The sequence below is a fragment of the Cobetia sp. 1AS1 genome (assembly GCF_029846435.1).
Lineage (GTDB): Bacteria > Pseudomonadota > Gammaproteobacteria > Pseudomonadales > Halomonadaceae > Cobetia > Cobetia amphilecti.
Window position 1 is genome coordinate 64,319 of the sequence record NZ_JARWKU010000004.1, and the last position, 16,495, is coordinate 80,813.

Here is a 16,495-nt window from a genome sequence, read left to right on the forward strand (position 1 = left end):
TCCAAGGTCTAAGGTGTGCGGATTCATTCTCGAAAAGGGCAGTCGCCCGGGGGAGGCGGTCGGCGAGCGCCAGACCGGGGTGAGTGAAAGCTGTCTGACAGGCATGAAAAAGGCCCCGCAATGCGGGGCCTTGGTCGATCGATAGCGCTTGCGTGCGTGAGGTCAGACTACCTGTCGCAGGCGTTGACTCGCACGGGCTCTGGCGTTGATCAGTGCTCAGTCATTGATCAGTGCTCAGCCATTGATCGGAGCAGAGTCGATCTTGCGCTTGGCGGGCTTCTTGGCCGGCGTGCCGGGTTCGATCACGAAGTAATCGGCGTCGGACGGCGGCAGCGGCGCGCGGCCACGAATCTTGTCGGCCATCTTCTCGGCCAGCATGATCGTCGGCGCATTCAGGTTGCCGGTCGGGATGACCGGGAACAGCGAGGCATCGACGACGCGCAGGTTGTCGAGGCCATGCACGCGACCGGCACCATCGACCACTGAAGTCTCGTCACTGCCCATGCGGCAGCTGCCACACGGGTGGTAGGCGGTCTCGGCGTGGTTGCGCACGTACTCGTCGAGCTCGGCGTCGGTCTGTGCCTGGGCGCCCGGTGCCAGCTCGCGGCCGCGGTAGGGGTCCAGCGCGGGCTGGGCGATGATCTCGCGGGTCAGGCGGATGGCGGCGCGGAACTCTTCCCAGTCACGCTCCTCGGCCATGTAGTTGAAGAAGATCGACGGTGCAGCCTTGGGATCGAGAGAGGTCAGGCGAACGCGACCCTTGCTCTGGGAGCGCATCGACCCGACGTGCGCCTGGAAGCCGTGGCCCTGCACCGCGCTCTTGCCGTTGTAGCTGATCGCGATCGGCAGGAAGTGATACTGCAGGTTCGGCCAGGCCTCGTTGTCATCGCTGCGAATGAAGCCGGCGGCCTCGAACTGGTTGCTGGCGCCGACACCGGTGCCCTTGAGCATCCATTCCAGACCGATGGGCGGCTGGTTGTACCACTTGAGGGACGGGTAGAGCGAGATCGGCTGGGTGCACTCGTACTGGATGTAGAGCTCGAGGTGATCCTGCAGGTTCTCGCCCACGCCCGGCAGGTGATGGACCATCTTCACGCCCAGCGGCTCGAGATGTTCACGATTGCCGACGCCGGAGCGCTGCAGGATCTGCGGCGAGGCGATGGCGCCAGCGCACAGCAGCACTTCCTTGCGCGCACGCACGCGGTGGTCCTGGCCCTTGCGCTCGTACTTCACACCGACCGCCGTCTTGCCTTCGAACAGGATGACGTCGGTGGTGGCACGCGTCTCGATGGTGACGTTGGAGCGCTTCTTGGCGGTATCCAGATAGCCGCGCGCGGTGGAGGCACGACGGCCCTCCTTGGTCACGAAGCGGTCCATCGGGCCGAAGCCTTCCTGCTGGAAGCCGTTGACGTCTTCGGTGGCCGGGTAGCCTGCCTCGATGCCTGCCGCGATGAAGGCATGATAGAGCTCGTTGTTGCCCTGCTTGGGCGTGGTGACCGACACCGGGCCGTCGCCGCCATGGTAGTCATTCGGGCCGATATCGCGCGTCTCGCACTTGCGGAAGTAGGGCAGGCACTCACGATAGTTCCAGTCGGCCAGGATGGGGTCCTTGGCCCAGTTGTCGTAATCCAGCGCGTTGCCGCGGATGTAGCACATGCCATTGATCAACGAGGAGCCGCCCAGACCCTTGCCGCGGCCACATTCCATGCGACGGTTGTTCATGTGCGGCTCGGGATCGGTCTTGAAGTCCCAGTTGTAGCGCTGACCCTGCAGCGGGTACGCCAGCGCGGCGGGCATCTGGGTGCGGAAGTCGAAGCGGTGGTCGCGGCCACCGGCTTCCAGCAACAGCACACTGACATCGGCGTCTTCGCTCAGGCGGGTGGCCAGCACGTTGCCGGCGCTGCCGGCGCCGATGATGACGTAGTCGTATTCACGCTCGAATTGGCTCATGAAATCTCCTCTCGTATCGGGTGCCACATGCGGGCACATGATGCCCCGTTCACGACGGGGAGTGGCCACTGCCGGGCTGCTGGATACGTTTGCTTGTCTGTGGTGAGCCGTCGGGGCACCGCATGACAGCAAGCTGCCATCGGTGACTCAACGACTCATCGGGATTCGGGCACTGCGCGCGGCGCTGGCGAGCGACGCGGCGTGCAGCCGGCATGGCGAGTGTTCGACATGCCGGCAGGTGGGGCATCTGGCGCGTTGTAGTACTTGAGGTCCGGTGCTTAGGCCCGGTGCTCAGACCCGGTCTTGAGGCCCGGTCTTGAGAGCCGGTACTTCAGCCTCTGGCGCCAGAGGGTGCTGCTGTCGTCAGGCCTTGCGGCCAGTGATGGCTCAGAAGGCGGACTCGAACGGACCCATCTCGATCAGCACGGACTTGGTCTGGGTGTAGTGAGACAGCGTCTCGACACCGTTCTCGCGCCCGATACCGGACTGCTTGTAGCCGCCGACCGGCATCTCGGACGGCGACTCGCCCCAGGTGTTGACCCAGCAGATGCCGGCTTCGAGCTGGTGAATCACGCGATGCGCGCGGTTCAGGCTCTCGGTGAACAGGCCAGCCGCCAGGCCATAGGTGGTGTCGTTGGCGCGACGGATGACTTCCTCTTCACTGTCGAAGGACAGGATGGACATCACCGGACCGAAGATCTCTTCCTGCACGATGCGCATGTCATCGCTGCAGTCGGTGTAGACGGTCGGTGCGACCCAGGCGCCCTTGGCGAAGTCGCCTTCGCTCATGCGCTCACCGCCGACCAGCAGACGTGCGCCGTCCTGCTTGGCGATCTCCAGATAGGAGACGACCTTGTCCAGGTGCTCGAAGCTGACCAGCGGGCCGAAGGTGGTGGCGCGGTCCTGCGGGTCGCCGGCCTTGATGCGCGCGACGCGCTCGACGATCTTGGCTTCGAAGGCGTCCTTGACGCTGGCTTCGACGAACACGCGGGTGCCGTTGGTGCACACCTGACCGGAGCTGTAGAAGTTGGCCATCATGGCGCCGTCGGCGGCACGGTCGAGATCGGAGTCGGCGAACACCAGCAGCGGGGACTTGCCGCCCAGCTCCATGGTGACTTCCTTGAGGCTGGAAGAGGCGGACGCGGACATGACCTTCTTGCCGGTACCGGCTTCCCCGGTGAAGGAGATCTTGGCGATATCCGGGTGCTCGGTGAGCATCACGCCGACGCGGGCATCGCCCTGCACGACATTGAACACGCCATCCGGCAGACCGGCTTCGGTGAAGATCTCGGCCAGCTTCAGTGCGCTCAGCGGAGTGACTTCGCTGGGCTTGAAGACCATGGCGTTGCCGGCGGCGAGGGCCGGGGCAGACTTCCAGCAGGCGATCTGGATCGGGTAGTTCCAGGCACCGATGGCGCCGATGACGCCCAGCGGCTCCTTGCGGGTATAAACGAAGGCTTCCTGACGCAGCGGCATCTGGCTGCCTTCGATGGCCGGCGCGAGGCCCGCGTAGTACTCGAGTGCATCGGCACCGGTGACGATGTCGACCGCTTCGGTCTCCGACAGCGGCTTGCCGGTGTCGAGTGTCTCGAGCAGCGCCAGTTCGTCGTTGCGCTCGCGCAGCAGGTCGACGGCGCGACGCAGGATGCGTGAACGCTCCATGCCGGTCATCGCGGCCCACACCTTCTGACCCTGCAGGGCGCTTTCGACGGCGGTATCGACGTCGGCACCGCTGGCCTGCTGGATCTCGGCGATGACTTCGCCGGTGGCCGGGTTGACGGTCTCGAAGGTCTCGCCGGAGGTAGCCTCGACCCGACGGCCACCGATGTAGAGGGTCTGGGTCGGGAAGCTTGCGTTGCCGTTAGCCATGCGTGCGCTCCTTACTGGGTTCAGGGGAAGTGGGGGAGTCTGTCGCGTTCAGGGATGCTGCCATGTGACGTGTCAGCTGGTAGTCGACATATTCGTAGGCGAGGCGGCGTGCGCGCTCGACATCGAGGCCGGTCGGGTCCAGCGTACCGCGCAACCACAGGCCGTCGATCAAGGCGGCCAGTCCGGCCGCGGCATCACGTGCCTCGTTCAGCGGCATGCAGCGGCGGAACAGGGCACATAGATTGGAGATCAGCCGCCTGTCGTTGACCCGCTGCAGGCGTTCCAGCGGAATGCGGTGCATGCTGGAGGCCCAGAAGGCCAGCCAGGTCTTGGAGACGCTCTGGCTGACCTGGCTGCGGTCAAAGTTGCCGTCGATCACCGCGCGCAGATGGCTGCGGACGTCATCGTCGGCCAGTGCGGCGCGACGCTCACTGACGGCGCTGCGCAGGTCAGTGAGAATCTGGCGCATGGTGGCTTCCATCAAGCCATCCTTGCCGCCGAAATAGTGGCTGATGATGCCGGTGGACACACCTGCGTGACGGGCGATACGGGCCACGGTCGCGTCGGCGAGTCCTGCCTCATCGATGGCTTGCATGGTGGCCTGGATCAATTGGCGGCGGCGGATAGGTTCCATTCCCACTTTGGGCATCAACGGAGTCCTTTTCGTATATCGGGTCGGTGTGACACTTGGTGTGGCCATGGTACTGGATCATCACCGGTTTGCCGCGAGCGCTGCACCATGCTGTCGTGTGCAAAATTTTTATTGAACGTTCAATTAACAAAAAGTGTAGAGGCTGGTTCCCGATGCGTCAAGTCGAGGCAAGGCGGGGCAGCCGGAAGCAGTCAGGGGGGGCGGTCAGGGATGGTCAGGAGGGGGAGGCGCACGAGGAATCGAGAGCAGGTGGCGGCCAACGACAGGCGGGCGTTCAAGACTGTGGGTTGGTGAGGCCGGTTGGTAAAAGCGCTACAGTGCGGTAGAACATGGAGGGGCAGCATGTCGATCTCAACGTAGGTTGAACGTTGCGCCGATGGCCGAGAGTTGAATGACAACGAACAATAAAACAAGGGGTTAGCATGAAACGATCACCTGGTAAGGTGCTGTTGGCACTGGGCGTCATCGCCGTGCCGGTCATGGCGAATCAGGCCCAGGCCGCCGTGTCGGAAGAATGTCGCACGGTGCGTTTCGCCGAAGTCGGCTGGACGGACATTACGGCAACCACCGCCCTGACGCGTGCCGTGCTGGAAGGGCTGGGCTATGAGACGACCTCTGACACCATCTCGGTGCCGATCGCCTATGCCGGCATGAAGAATGATGACTTCGATGTCTTCCTGGGCAACTGGATGCCGTCGATGGCCTCCATCAGTGACCCTTACATCGACAAGGGGCAGGTCGATCGCCCGCGCGCCAATCTCCAGGGTGCGAAATACACCCTGGCGGTGCCGCAGTATGTGCTGGATGCCGGCGTGACCTCGGTGGCGGACCTTGCCGACAATCTCGAGAAGTTCGACGGCCGCATCTACGGGATAGAGGCGGGCAACGACGGCAACATGATCATTGCCGACATGATCGATGACGACGCCTTCGGCATGGGCGAGTTCGAGATGATCGACTCCTCGGAAGCCGGCATGCTGGCGGAAGTGAAGTCGAAGATTGCCGCCGAGGAGTGGGTCGTGTTCCTCGGCTGGGAACCGCACCCGATGAATACCCGCTTCGAGATGGGCTATCTGGAAGGAGCCGATGATTACTTCGGGCCGAATCTGGGGGGTGCGACGGTGTATACCAATACCCGCGCGGGCTACAGCGAGACATGCACCAACGTCGGGGCCCTGCTTTCCAATCTCGAGTTCACCCTGGAGATGGAAAACCAGCTGATGGGCGACATCATGGATGGCGGCGAAGACCCGGATGACGCGGCGGCCAGTTGGCTCAAGCAGAACCCGCAGGTGCTGGAGGCCTGGCTCAAGGGGGTCGAGACCGTGGAGGGTCAGCCGGGCCTTGCCGCGGTGAAGACATCGCTGGGGATCTGATCGGTCCGTCAGGCTCGTCTGTTGAGCTTTTGATAAAAAGTGCTTGCAATTCAGCAGCCTGACCTGCAATATACGCCTCGTCGTGTGGCTACATAGCTCAGCTGGTTAGAGCACATCACTCATAATGATGGGGTCCCCTGTTCAAATCAGGGTGTAGCCACCAGTGATTCCAAGGCCTGCATCCGTGCGGGCCTTGTCACATCTGGATGTCGCTTAGTGCGCTTTCGGAGGTGGATCCGGCAGGAGGAATCGAACGAGTTCTGCGGTGGTCTGAATGGCCGAAGGTGGTTGACGCCATTGAGTATTTCCGTATAATTCGTCGCGTGTTCAAGGTTGTTCCTCGATAGCTCAGTTGGTAGAGCAAATGACTGTTAATCATTGGGTCACAGGTTCGAGTCCTGTTCGAGGAGCCAATAGCACATGTAGCATGCTTGAAATGTCAGCCTGATAGCATCCATGATGATGTCACTGACAGATGGATTTCCGGTCGTTCCTCGATAGCTCAGTTGGTAGAGCAAATGACTGTTAATCATTGGGTCACAGGTTCGAGTCCTGTTCGAGGAGCCAATCCAAGGCTTCCTGCCAATGCCGGAAATGACGCTGATAGATGAGCTCCTCGTCGTCAGCTTCGATATCGCCCTGATATCGATCGATATTTTGTTGTTCCTCGATAGCTCAGTTGGTAGAGCAAATGACTGTTAATCATTGGGTCACAGGTTCGAGTCCTGTTCGAGGAGCCAATATCACTTCCCTGCTTCCCCTCGTGTTCTCTGCTGGTCGCACCATCGCTGCCTGAGCCTTGCTTGTTGGCCCTGACCATAAGCCCTGTTTCTGAGCTCTGTTCGCAAACCCTGCTTCCTCAGTTCTGCTCGTCAGTCCGCTCCTGCTCCGCATCTTGCTTTGGTATTTCGTGCTGCTTCAGCATTTCGTGCTTTCTGCCTCGAGAGTGTGTTCCCGCGTCGCCAGCATGCTGCTGTCATCCTCTGCGCGGCAGCTGCCTGGCGTTGCGATGCATGCCATTCCGCTTCTGCTGTTACGTTTTCTGTCTTGTCGTTGCTTCGTATGTGTTGCTTCGTATGTGTTGATGTGTGTGCGTTGCTGCCTCGCGCGGCCTTGATGCTGCGCATGCCTTGGCTTTCTTTGTGGCATGAAAAAGCCCCTGCGCTCGGTGTTGCATGAGGGTAGGGGCCTTGGCGGTCGACCAGCTTCGTCAGACGCGGGTCATGGTGCGAGTCACGAGAGTCTAGCGATCACCGGTGAGGTGGGCGTAGTCGAGCAGGATCTCGGCACTTTCCTGAAGCTGAGCCTGATCGATCGGGTCCTTGGCTTCCTTGTCGCTGCTGCCTTCTTCGATATCGGCTTCCTGCTCGGGATCACTCTCGGGGGAAGAGATGTGGTCGCTGGCGGCATCGAGTTCGGCAAAGCTTGTCAGTGGCTCGAGGTTGAGGGCACGACGGCGCTTGTTTTCCAGTGCCAGCTGCTCGGCTTCCTGGGCATCCATCTCGCGTTTGCGCTGCTCACGATTGAGGCTGATGCTGGTCTGCTGCGCGCGCAGTGCCTTTGACAGCGCGACTTCGCTCTTCAGGTAGCTGAAGTTGGGGTCCTGTTCGACGCGGCTCTGGTGGCGGGCGCGCAATGCGGCCAGATAGCGTGCCGGATCACCGTAGCGGCGATACTTCACCGGGCGTACCTGATCCCAGGGCAGTGCGTAGTCGAGGCTGGATTCGCCGATCTCCTGCGGGTCGATGACGCTGGGGAAGGCGATGTCCGGCTTCACACCTTTGTTCTGGGTCGAGTCGCCGGAGATGCGATAGAACTTGGCGCGGGTCAGCTTGATCTCGCCTTCGCTCAGCGAGGAGATGGTCTGCACCGTGCCCTTGCCGAAGGTCTGGCTGCCGAGAATCGGGCCGCGGCCGTAGTCCTGGATCGCACCGGCGAAGATTTCGGATGCCGAGGCCGAGAGGCGGTTGACCAGCACGGTCAGCGGGCCGTCATAGTGGGTGCCGGCGTCGGTATCGCCGTAGAGGCTGATACGGCCGCGTGCATCACGCACCTGCACGGTGGGGCCGCGATCGATGAACAGGCCGATCATCGAATTGGCTTCCTGCAGGGCACCACCGCCGTTGTTGCGCAGATCGAGAATGATGCCTTCCACCTGCTTGGCCTTCAGTTCATCGATCAGGCGCGCCACGTCGCGGGTGGTGCTGCGGTAGTCGTCTTCACCGGCCTGCCAGGCATCGAAATCGACATAGAAGGCGGGCACATGAATGACGCCGATCCTGTGGACGCCGTCATCGCGCTTGACGTCGATGACCTTGGCATTGGCGGCCTGGTCCTCGAGCTTGACGGTGTCGCGGGTGATATCCAGTTCACGTGTCTTGGTGACATCCAGCGACTGGGCCGGAATCACTTCCAGGCGCACGACGGAGCCCTTCGGGCCGCGGATCAGATCCACGACGTCATCCAGGCGCATGCCGACCACGTTGGTCCACTCGCTGTCGCCCTGACCCTGGCCGACGGCCACGATGCGATCAGCCGGCTTGAGCTCGCCATCCTTCTCGGCAGGGCCGCCGGGCACGAGGCTCGAGACCTTGACGTATTCGCCTTCGGATTGCAGCAGGGCGCCGATGCCATCCAGCGACAGCTTCATCTGGATATCGAAGGATTCGCCCTGGCGCGGCGAGAAGTATTCACTGTGCGGGTCGATGCTGCCGGTCACGGCATGCATCACCAGCGTCAGGATATCTTCATCGTTGGTCTGCTTGATGCGCTTGAGCTGGTTGGAATAACGCTCGCTGAGCGTCTTGGCGATCTCGTCATCGCTCTTGTCGGACAGCGACATCGATAGCCAGGCATTCTTGAGGCGCTTGCGCCACAGCTCGTCGAGCTCCTGCTCGCTATCGGCCCACGGGCTGTCCTTGCGGTCCAGCGCCAGGCGATCGTCCTTGTCGAAATCGAAGCTCGGCTTGGCGTCCAGCGTCTTCACCAGCCAGGTGAGGCGTGCGGTGAGGCGTTGCTGATAGCGCTCGTAGAGGCCATAGATACGCTCGAGATCACCATCGACCATGGCGTCGTCGAAATCGTGACGCAGGTCGCTGAACTCGCTGATGTCCGTATCCAGCAGATAGGCTTTCTGGGGGTCGAGAGTCTTGAGGTATTGCGTAAAGGCGCGGTTGGCCCAGTGGTCATCCAGGGTCACATCTTCGTAATGCCCATAGCGCAAAGACTCGGCAACTTCGCGAGCAGCCTGTGCATCGGCGTCAGTAGGGGTGACCGCGGCACTGGCAGGGCCGGCCATGGCAAGACACAGGGCAACGAATGCCGTGCGCCGGACGTTTGCGAACAGGCTCATCAATGAAGCACTCCCGATTCATGTACACTCTGCTCCCTGAACGACCTCCCCGCAGGGGGTCGAGCGGGCATTGTAGCAGTCTCACGCACCATACACAGTTGTCTGGCGTTGATGCGTTGGGGTTGTGAAAACTCTGTCAGCGCAGGGCTTTGGCTGGCATGCCGCGCTTCTCGACGCCCCGCTGAATGGTGACTGGATGGCAGTCATGTCATCGAAGGGTCGTCACAGGTTTTCCCCATCATGTTTCTTCTTATACAGTGCCTTGCATATATCTTCGAGGACCAGACGCCATCATGACTCATGCGATTGCGGATTCCCGCGTTCCCGCACTGCTCGACTTCCTGTCTTCTTCTCCCACGCCGTGGCACGCGACGGCTTCCATGGCGCAGCGTCTTGAACAGGCGGGCTATCGTCGCCTCAGCGAGATGTCTTCCTGGCAGCTGGCGCCCGGTGAGCGCGCCTATGTCACGCGCAATGATTCCTCGTTGATTGCCTTTCAGCTCCCGAAGGGTGATACGTCGCTGAGCTCACTTCGGATGATCGGTGCGCACACTGATTCGCCCTGTCTGCGCCTGAAGCCCAATCCGGCACAGGCCAGTCAGGGCTGGTTGACGCTGGGCGTCGAGACCTATGGTGGCGTGTTGCTGAGCACCTGGTTCGATCGCGATCTGGGGCTTGCGGGCCGCGTCCAGGTGCGGCATGCGGACGGTCGTCGCGAGACGCTGCTGCTGACGGTCATGCGTCCGTTTGCCTGCGTGCCGAGCCTGGCGATCCATCTGGATCGTGACGTCAACAGCGGGCGTGCCATCAATGCCCAGACCCAGATGTCAGCCGTGGTCATGCAGCTTGGGGAAGAGGCCGGGACGCCCGCGGAGGCCTTCAATGCGCTGTTGATCGAGCTGATCGAGGAGCAGCACGGCGTGCGGGTCGCGGATGTCGTCGACTTCGAGCTGGGCTTGCATGATCTGCAGCCGGCGGCGCAGTCGGGGCTGAAAGGTGAGTTGATCACCAGTGCGCGCCTCGACAATCTGCTGTCCTGTTTCGTCGGTCTCGAGGCACTGCTGGAGGCCGATGGCAGTCAGGGGGCGCTGTTCGTCACCACCGATCATGAAGAAGTCGGCAGTGCCAGCGCCTGTGGTGCCCAGGGGCCCTTCCTGGCTGATGTGCTCAAGCGCATCAATCACTACGTCGGCTTGGACAGCGAAGAAGGCTATCAGTGCCTCGTGCAGCGCTCCTTGATGATTTCTTGCGATAATGCCCACGCCGTGCACCCCAATTTCGCGGACAAGCATGATGCGGGGCATGGGCCGAAGTTGAATGCCGGGCCGGTCATCAAGGTCAATGCCAATCAGCGTTACGCCACCAACAGCACCACGGCCGGGCTGTTCCGCGAGATGTGTCGCGAGCAGGATGTGCCGGTGCAGACCTTCGTCAGTCGTGCCGACATGGGCTGTGGCAGCACCATCGGGCCGATCACCGCCAGTGAGGTGGGGGTGCCGACTCTGGATGTGGGGCTGCCGCAGTGGGGCATGCACTCGATTCGTGAGACATCCGGCAGTGCCGATGTCGCCATGCTGATCAAGGTGCTGGTAGCCTTCTGCAATCGCGAGCAGCTGGACTGAGTAGTCGAGCCGGATTGTGCTGAGAGAGCGGGCGCGTAGCGTAATATCGTAAAAAGACGAGCCTGGAAAAAGGGCGGCCTGCGGGTCGCCCTTTTTGATGCCTGTGATCTGGCTCGAGGACTACGGCGCAGGACGCCGGATGCGCGAGTCTTGCGTATGGATCGCGCACAACGAAAAAGGCCTGACTGCAAGCAGTCAGGCCTTTCGAATCTTGGTTGGTGGCTACACCCTGATTTGAACAGGGGACCCCATCATTATGAGTGATGTGCTCTAACCAGCTGAGCTATGTAGCCGTCCAACGGAGGCGAATATTACGGATTGTCCGCGATGTTGTCAACGCATCAGCGCGAAAAAGTGGCAGGGAATTCATCAGGCTAGCGTCCCGGCCGCGCAGCGAGGGCATCAGGTAGGCTGTCGGAGAGAGAGCAGGGGAGAGCCTCTCGCGAGATGGCGCGTGCGATGAGGTCGCCACTGGCGCAGGCCAGCGTGAAGCCCAGACTGCCATGGCCGACGTTCAGCCACAGATTGTCCGGGCTGTTCGCTTGCCGGGGGCGGCCGAGGATCGGCGGCCCTTTGGGCGTACTGGGGCGCAGTCCGGCCCAGGGAGTGGCCTGCGCGAAATTGCCGGCTGCGGGGAAGGTGGCGCTGGCCAGCTTGCGCAGCGCGGCAATGCGCTGCTCATCCAGTTCGGGGTGGAAGCTGTCGCGCTCCCGCTGGCCGATATCCACCATCGCCGCGACGCGCAGCTGGCGCGATGCCGACGACTCCAGGTCGGCGTAGACCACCTTGCGTGCCGAGTCGGTGACGCTGATGCGCGGCGCGGCCGTCTCCGGGGTGTCAGCTGCCAGTGGCAGGGTGAGGCTATAACCCTTGAGCGGCTGCAGGGGCAGGTGGATGCCCAGGGGGCGCACCAGCTCGGCGGCATGATTGCCGGCCGCGATGACGATCTCTTCGACGGCATGGTGTTCTCGGCGGCCATCAAGGTGTCTGAGCTCGAGCTGCGCGATGCGCCCGTTGCGTGCGCTCAGCGGGGCGACGCGCGTGTTGGCGATGCGCGTGTAGCGCCCGGAGGCCTGCAGCTTGCGCTCCAGCGCCTGACAGAAGGCATGGCAATCCGCCGTCTCGTCCGAGGCGCTGAAGATGCCGCCCGACAGATGGGCTTGCTGATGGGCCAGTGAGGGCTCCAGCGCGATGCATTGGCGCGCATCGAGCACCTGCTGGTCCTGCGGGGCGACGCGCGCGGCGGCCGCCTTGTCGAGCGCCACCGGGTCACGATGGATCACCAGCTTGCCGCGCTGCTGCCAGGCGAAGTCGCCGAGCGCATCTCGAGTGCGCCACTCGCTCATGATCGCCTGGCTGTGCAGTGCCAGCGAGAGCATCTGCGCTGCGCTGGCCTGATGGGTGCGGTGATTGCAGGCGGCCACAAAGCGGGCCATCCAGCGCCATTGTGCGGGGTCCAGGTTCGGGCGCAGTTTCAGCGGTGCCTCATTGCCTGCCAGCAACCACTTGATGGCCTGGCGGGGCACGCCGCTATCGGCCAGTGGCGCCACATAGCGATAGCTCAGCTGGCCGCCATTGGCGTGGCTGGTCTCGCTGGCGACCTCGGCATGGGCATCGATCAGGGTCACGCAGTGGCCGGCGCGTACCAGGGCGTGGGCACTGGCGAGGCCGATCACACCGCCTCCGATGACGGTCACGTGGCGTTGCATGCTGGGCTCCCGGGTCGTGAAGGTCGAGTCATGCTCGAGCTTGCCGGTCGCTGGCGTAAGTGGCGAATGAAAAGGATGTGCCGCGCCATAACCCGAGGTTATGGGGTAACCTGATGCGCAGGCGCTCAATTGCGCCCTCAAGTACGCCCTCAAGTAAGCCCTCTAGACAACCGGACAGGGAGATAGCGCATGCGGCTCAGGGACCTGGAGATCTTTCACGCCGTCTTGCAGGCCGGCAGCGTGACCGGCGCGGCGCGGTTGCTGCATATCTCCCAGCCGGCGGCGAGCAAGGCGCTGCAGCAGGTCGAGCGCCAGTGGGGCATCACGCTGTTCACGCGCAGTGCAGGGCAGCTTCATCCCACCGAGGAGGCACGCAAGCTGGAAGCGGTCAGTCAGGGAATGCTCGGTCAGCTGGACGATGTGAGGCGGCTGGTCGATGGCTTGCGTGAGGGCGAGGCACGCACGCTCAAGGTGGTGGCGACGCCTGCCATCGCCCAGCAATTGCTGCCGCAGGCGCTGGGTCAGTGGCGCAGGCGTCAGCCACGGGTCAGCTGTGAGCTGGCGACCCAGCATACCCGCGAGATCGTCGATGCCCTGTTGCTGCATGAGGTGGATATCGCCTTCACGCTGAGTGCGCCGACGCATCCTGCGCTGATGACGCGTCCGCTGGTGCGCATGCCGCTATTGGTGCTCGCGCCCGCAGGGTATTGGGCGCAGGACTGTCAGCAGGCGCCGATGACGGTGGCGGAGTTAGCCGGTCAGCGCCTGATCGCGCTGGGAGCGCACGACCCGCTGGCGCGGCGACTCGATGGTCTGCTGGCGAGCGTGGCGCAGGAAGCTTCAAGCGCTTTGCCATCCTCACCGCGCATCGTGACGCGTGTGCAGACCTATCCACTGGCGGCGGCGCTGGTTCAGGCGGGGGAGGGGTTGGCGGTGGTCGATGCACTCACGGCGCATGCCGCCACTACGGAGCGCGGCTTGAGCGCGCGTCAGCTGCCCCAGGCGGGTGAGCTGGTGCTGAGTGCCGTGTGGCGACGCGAGGCGGGGCGTTCGAGGCTGGCGCAGTCGCTGGCAGACCAGCTCGCCAGACAGGCCGCGCAGTGGCTGCAGGTGCCGCTGGTTGAGCCCTCCATGGCTTGATCGGTGTCCCTGTTTGTACAGTTTGCCGCGCCACAACGCAGAACGCCCCTGACCTCGTGAGAGATCAGGGGCGTTCTGTCAGGACAGGCTGTCAGGGCGTCAGCTGGGCCCGGGCGTCGCCGGGCACCGGTGAGCCATCAGACATTGAAGCGGTAGTGCACCACGTCGCCATCCTTGAGGATGTAGTCCTTGCCTTCCAGACGCCACTTGCCGGCATCCTTGGCGCCTTGCTCGCCCTTGTAGGCGATGAAGTCGTCATAGGAGACGACTTCGGCACGGATGAAGCCTTTCTGGAAGTCGGTGTGGATGACACCAGCGCCTTCCGGTGCGGTAGCGCCGATCTTGACGGTCCAGGCACGCACTTCCTTCACGCCAGCGGTGAAGTAGGTCTGCAGACCCAGCAGCTCGTAACCGGCGCGGATGACGCGGTCCAGGCCCGGCTCTTCCATGCCCAGTTCGTCGAGGAACATCTCGCGCTCTTCCTCGTCCAGCTCGGCGATCTCGGCTTCGATCTTGTTGCACACCGGTACGACGCTGGCGCCTTCGTTGGCGGCAATGCCGCGCACGATATCGAGGTAGGGATTGTTCTCGAAGCCTTCCTCGCTGACGTTGGCGATGTACATGGTCGGCTTGAGGGTCAGGAAGCCGAAGCCACGCACGATCTTCAGGTCGTCATCGCTGAGACCGAAGCTGCGCAGCGGCTGGCCTTCGGCCAGGTGCGGCTGGATACGTTCCAGCACGGCCTTGGTGGCGATGGCTTCCTTGTCGCCGCCCTTGGCGACACGGGCCAGACGCTGGATGCTGCGCTCGACGCTGTCGAGATCGGCCAGGGCCAGCTCGATGTTGATGGTCTCGATGTCGGCGGCCGGGTCGACGTGGTTGGCGACGTGGATGACGTTGTCATCCTCGAAGCAACGCACCACGTGCGCGATGGCGTCGGTCTCGCGGATGTTGGCCAGGAACTTGTTGCCCAGACCTTCGCCCTTGGAAGCGCCCGCGACCAGACCCGCGATATCGACGAATTCCATGGTGGTCGGGATCACCTTCTCCGGCTTGACGATCTCGGCCAGCGCGTTCAGGCGAGGGTCAGGCATCGGCACGATACCGGTGTTCGGCTCGATGGTGCAGAAGGGGAAGTTCTCGGCGTCAATGCCAGACTTGGTCAGTGCATTGAAGAGAGTGGACTTGCCGACGTTCGGCAGGCCGACGATGCCGCAATTGAAACCCATGGCGCTAGATCCTGGTGTGACGTATCGAATGGGGCGTGGCACTGGCAGTCGTCTCGACCAGCAGGCTCTGAGTGCACAGGCACTGGGCATGCGGGGAAACGAGTGGGCAGGCACGGAATGAAGACAGGCGGGAAGTGTAAGGCCTCATGCCGCCGAGGTCATCCATTGGGCGCATGTCGCGCGACAAATGATGCCTTTTGCTGCTGATCGCGTGGCGAGACGCGCGCACGCAAGCGAGGTGATGCGCTGAGCGAATCACCGAAATTCGGAGAGGGGTGATGCAGAGGTTCAGCTCTTGAAGGAATGCAGGCGATTCATGGCCCGTGCCCATTCGCCACTGATGGCGTCGGGGAGGGTCATCACCACTTCGTCGATGGCGTCGTCGATGGCCTGGCGTTCAGCCTTGCCGGGGCGTCCGAGCACGAAGTTGGTCACCAGCTTGGCATTGCCGGGGTGGCCGATGCCGATGCGGGCACGATGGAACGACTTGTCGTTGCCCAGTGCACTGATGATGTCGCGCAGCCCGTTGTGACCGCCATGGCCGCCACCCTGCTTGTAGCGGGCGGTGCCGGGGTCGATGTCCAGCTCATCGTGGGCGACGAGCAGTTCATCCGGGGCGAGCTTGTAGAAGTTGCACAATGCGGCCACGGCCTGACCGCTGCGATTCATGAACGTCGATGGGAACAGCAAATGCAGATCCTGGCCGGCGAAGTGGACCTTCGCGTATTGGCCATGGAACTTGCGTTCCGGACGCAACGTGGTGTGACCGTGGCGCGCAAGAGCGTCAAGGAGCCAGACGCCGGCATTGTGACGGGTGTCTTCGTATTCGTTCCCCGGGTTACCGAGGCCGATGATCGCTTTCACTCGTGACATGCGCTGTCTGGCTCCTTGATCAGGCTGCGTTATTCTGCAGCAGGTGCTTCTTCGCCTTCAGCAGCATCTTCTGCGTCAGCAGAGATGTTCGGACGAGTGACGTTGACCACAGCGGTGTCGTGATCGGCACCGTGGGACAGGGCAACGGACTCGGCGCCTTCCGGCAGAGCGATGTCGGACAGGTGCAGGGTGTGGCCAACTTCCAGCTTGGACACGTCCAGCTCCAGGTATTCCGGCAGGGCTTCCGGCAGGCAGCTGATTTCGACGTCAGTCGCCAGGACGTGCAGGACGCCGTCCTGGTCCTTGACACCGACACAGGCTTCCTGACCAGTGATGTGCAGCGGCACGTTCATGGTCAGTTTGTGGTTCGGATCGATGCGCAGGAAGTCGACGTGAGTCAGCAGCGGCTTGAACGGGTGACGCTGCAGGTCACGGATGACGACTTTCTCGGTCTTGCCCGCAACATTCAGGGTGATGATGGAGGAGTAGAACGCCTCATCGTCAACCGCCTTGTACAGGCTCGGCTTGTCGATCATGACCGGAGTCGGGGCCTGGTCGGCACCGTAGATGATGGCCGGCACGAAGTCGTTCGTACGACGCAGGCGGCGGCTCGCACCTTTCCCCAGGTCTTCACGAACTTCAGCATTCAGTTTGAACAGTTTCATTTTGCAGATACCTCAAGGGTCTAATGAGAATCCGGTAGCCCCCGCGACCAGAGCGCTA

At 62.6% G+C, this 16,495-nt stretch carries 11 protein-coding genes and 5 tRNA genes; 7 read left to right on the forward strand and 9 right to left on the reverse strand.

The features are described from left to right. Positions 1-234: 234 nt before the first annotated feature. The 3 genes from betA to betI form a co-directional block, all read right to left on the reverse strand. Positions 235-1,950, reverse strand: a complete 1,716-nt coding sequence (gene betA, locus QD280_RS08915) for a choline dehydrogenase (RefSeq protein ID WP_279838981.1) — start codon at positions 1,948-1,950, stop codon at positions 235-237. A 387-nt stretch (positions 1,951-2,337) separates the two neighbouring features. Continuing rightward, positions 2,338-3,819 carry a betaine-aldehyde dehydrogenase gene (gene betB, locus QD280_RS08920; RefSeq protein ID WP_043335915.1) on the reverse strand — a complete coding sequence of 494 codons (1,482 nt, stop codon included), beginning with the start codon at positions 3,817-3,819 and terminating at the stop codon, positions 2,338-2,340. Further along, a complete protein-coding gene (betI, locus tag QD280_RS08925; RefSeq protein ID WP_043335913.1) occupies positions 3,812-4,468 on the reverse strand; it encodes a transcriptional regulator BetI in 657 nt (218 codons plus the stop codon). The genes betB and betI overlap by 8 nt, the downstream gene beginning before the upstream one ends. A 482-nt stretch (positions 4,469-4,950) precedes the next feature. Between betI and QD280_RS08930 the strand changes: the two genes are divergently transcribed. From QD280_RS08930 to QD280_RS08950, 5 genes are all read left to right on the forward strand, one after another. Next, on the forward strand, positions 4,951-5,847 hold the full coding sequence (locus tag QD280_RS08930) for a choline ABC transporter substrate-binding protein (RefSeq protein ID WP_279839122.1): 897 nt from the start codon (positions 4,951-4,953) through the stop codon (positions 5,845-5,847). An 86-nt stretch (positions 5,848-5,933) separates the two neighbouring features. Then, positions 5,934-6,010: transfer RNA gene (locus QD280_RS08935), tRNA-Met, on the forward strand. A gap of 174 nt (positions 6,011-6,184) precedes the next feature. Next, positions 6,185-6,260: transfer RNA gene (locus QD280_RS08940), tRNA-Asn, on the forward strand. A 78-nt stretch (positions 6,261-6,338) separates the two neighbouring features. Next, a tRNA-Asn gene (locus tag QD280_RS08945) sits at positions 6,339-6,414 on the forward strand. A gap of 97 nt (positions 6,415-6,511) precedes the next feature. Then, positions 6,512-6,587: transfer RNA gene (locus tag QD280_RS08950), tRNA-Asn, on the forward strand. Positions 6,588-7,090: 503 nt separating this feature from the next. Here QD280_RS08950 and QD280_RS08955 read toward each other — a convergent pair. Next, positions 7,091-9,199 (reverse strand): carboxy terminal-processing peptidase, encoded by a 2,109-nt coding sequence (locus QD280_RS08955; protein WP_279838982.1) that lies wholly within the window; start codon positions 9,197-9,199, stop codon positions 7,091-7,093. Positions 9,200-9,492: 293 nt separating this feature from the next. Here QD280_RS08955 and QD280_RS08960 point away from each other — a divergent pair, with 293 nt between their 5' ends. Beyond that, on the forward strand, positions 9,493-10,821 hold the full coding sequence (locus QD280_RS08960) for a M18 family aminopeptidase (protein WP_279838983.1): 1,329 nt from the start codon (positions 9,493-9,495) through the stop codon (positions 10,819-10,821). Positions 10,822-11,037: 216 nt separating this feature from the next. On the opposite strand, the gene QD280_RS08965 is transcribed toward QD280_RS08960, so the two are convergent. Both QD280_RS08965 and QD280_RS08970 read right to left on the reverse strand, forming a co-directional pair. After that, positions 11,038-11,114: transfer RNA gene (locus QD280_RS08965), tRNA-Met, on the reverse strand. An 81-nt stretch (positions 11,115-11,195) separates the two neighbouring features. Then, positions 11,196-12,683, reverse strand: a complete 1,488-nt coding sequence (locus tag QD280_RS08970) for an FAD-dependent oxidoreductase (RefSeq protein ID WP_347881961.1) — start codon at positions 12,681-12,683, stop codon at positions 11,196-11,198. 36 nt (positions 12,684-12,719) lie between these two features. Between QD280_RS08970 and QD280_RS08975 the strand changes: the two genes are divergently transcribed. After that, on the forward strand, positions 12,720-13,670 hold the full coding sequence (locus QD280_RS08975; RefSeq protein WP_279838986.1) for a LysR substrate-binding domain-containing protein: 951 nt from the start codon (positions 12,720-12,722) through the stop codon (positions 13,668-13,670). 137 nt (positions 13,671-13,807) lie between these two features. On the opposite strand, the gene ychF is transcribed toward QD280_RS08975, so the two are convergent. The 3 genes from ychF to QD280_RS08990 form a co-directional block, all read right to left on the reverse strand. Then, positions 13,808-14,899 carry a redox-regulated ATPase YchF gene (gene ychF / locus QD280_RS08980; RefSeq protein WP_043335902.1) on the reverse strand — a complete coding sequence of 364 codons (1,092 nt, stop codon included), beginning with the start codon at positions 14,897-14,899 and terminating at the stop codon, positions 13,808-13,810. Positions 14,900-15,187: 288 nt separating this feature from the next. Next, on the reverse strand, positions 15,188-15,772 hold the full coding sequence (pth, locus tag QD280_RS08985) for an aminoacyl-tRNA hydrolase (protein ID WP_043335900.1): 585 nt from the start codon (positions 15,770-15,772) through the stop codon (positions 15,188-15,190). A 29-nt stretch (positions 15,773-15,801) separates the two neighbouring features. After that, complete coding sequence (locus QD280_RS08990) at positions 15,802-16,437, reverse strand: 50S ribosomal protein L25/general stress protein Ctc (protein WP_192838323.1); 636 nt, start codon at positions 16,435-16,437, stop codon at positions 15,802-15,804. Positions 16,438-16,495: the final 58 nt, after the last annotated feature.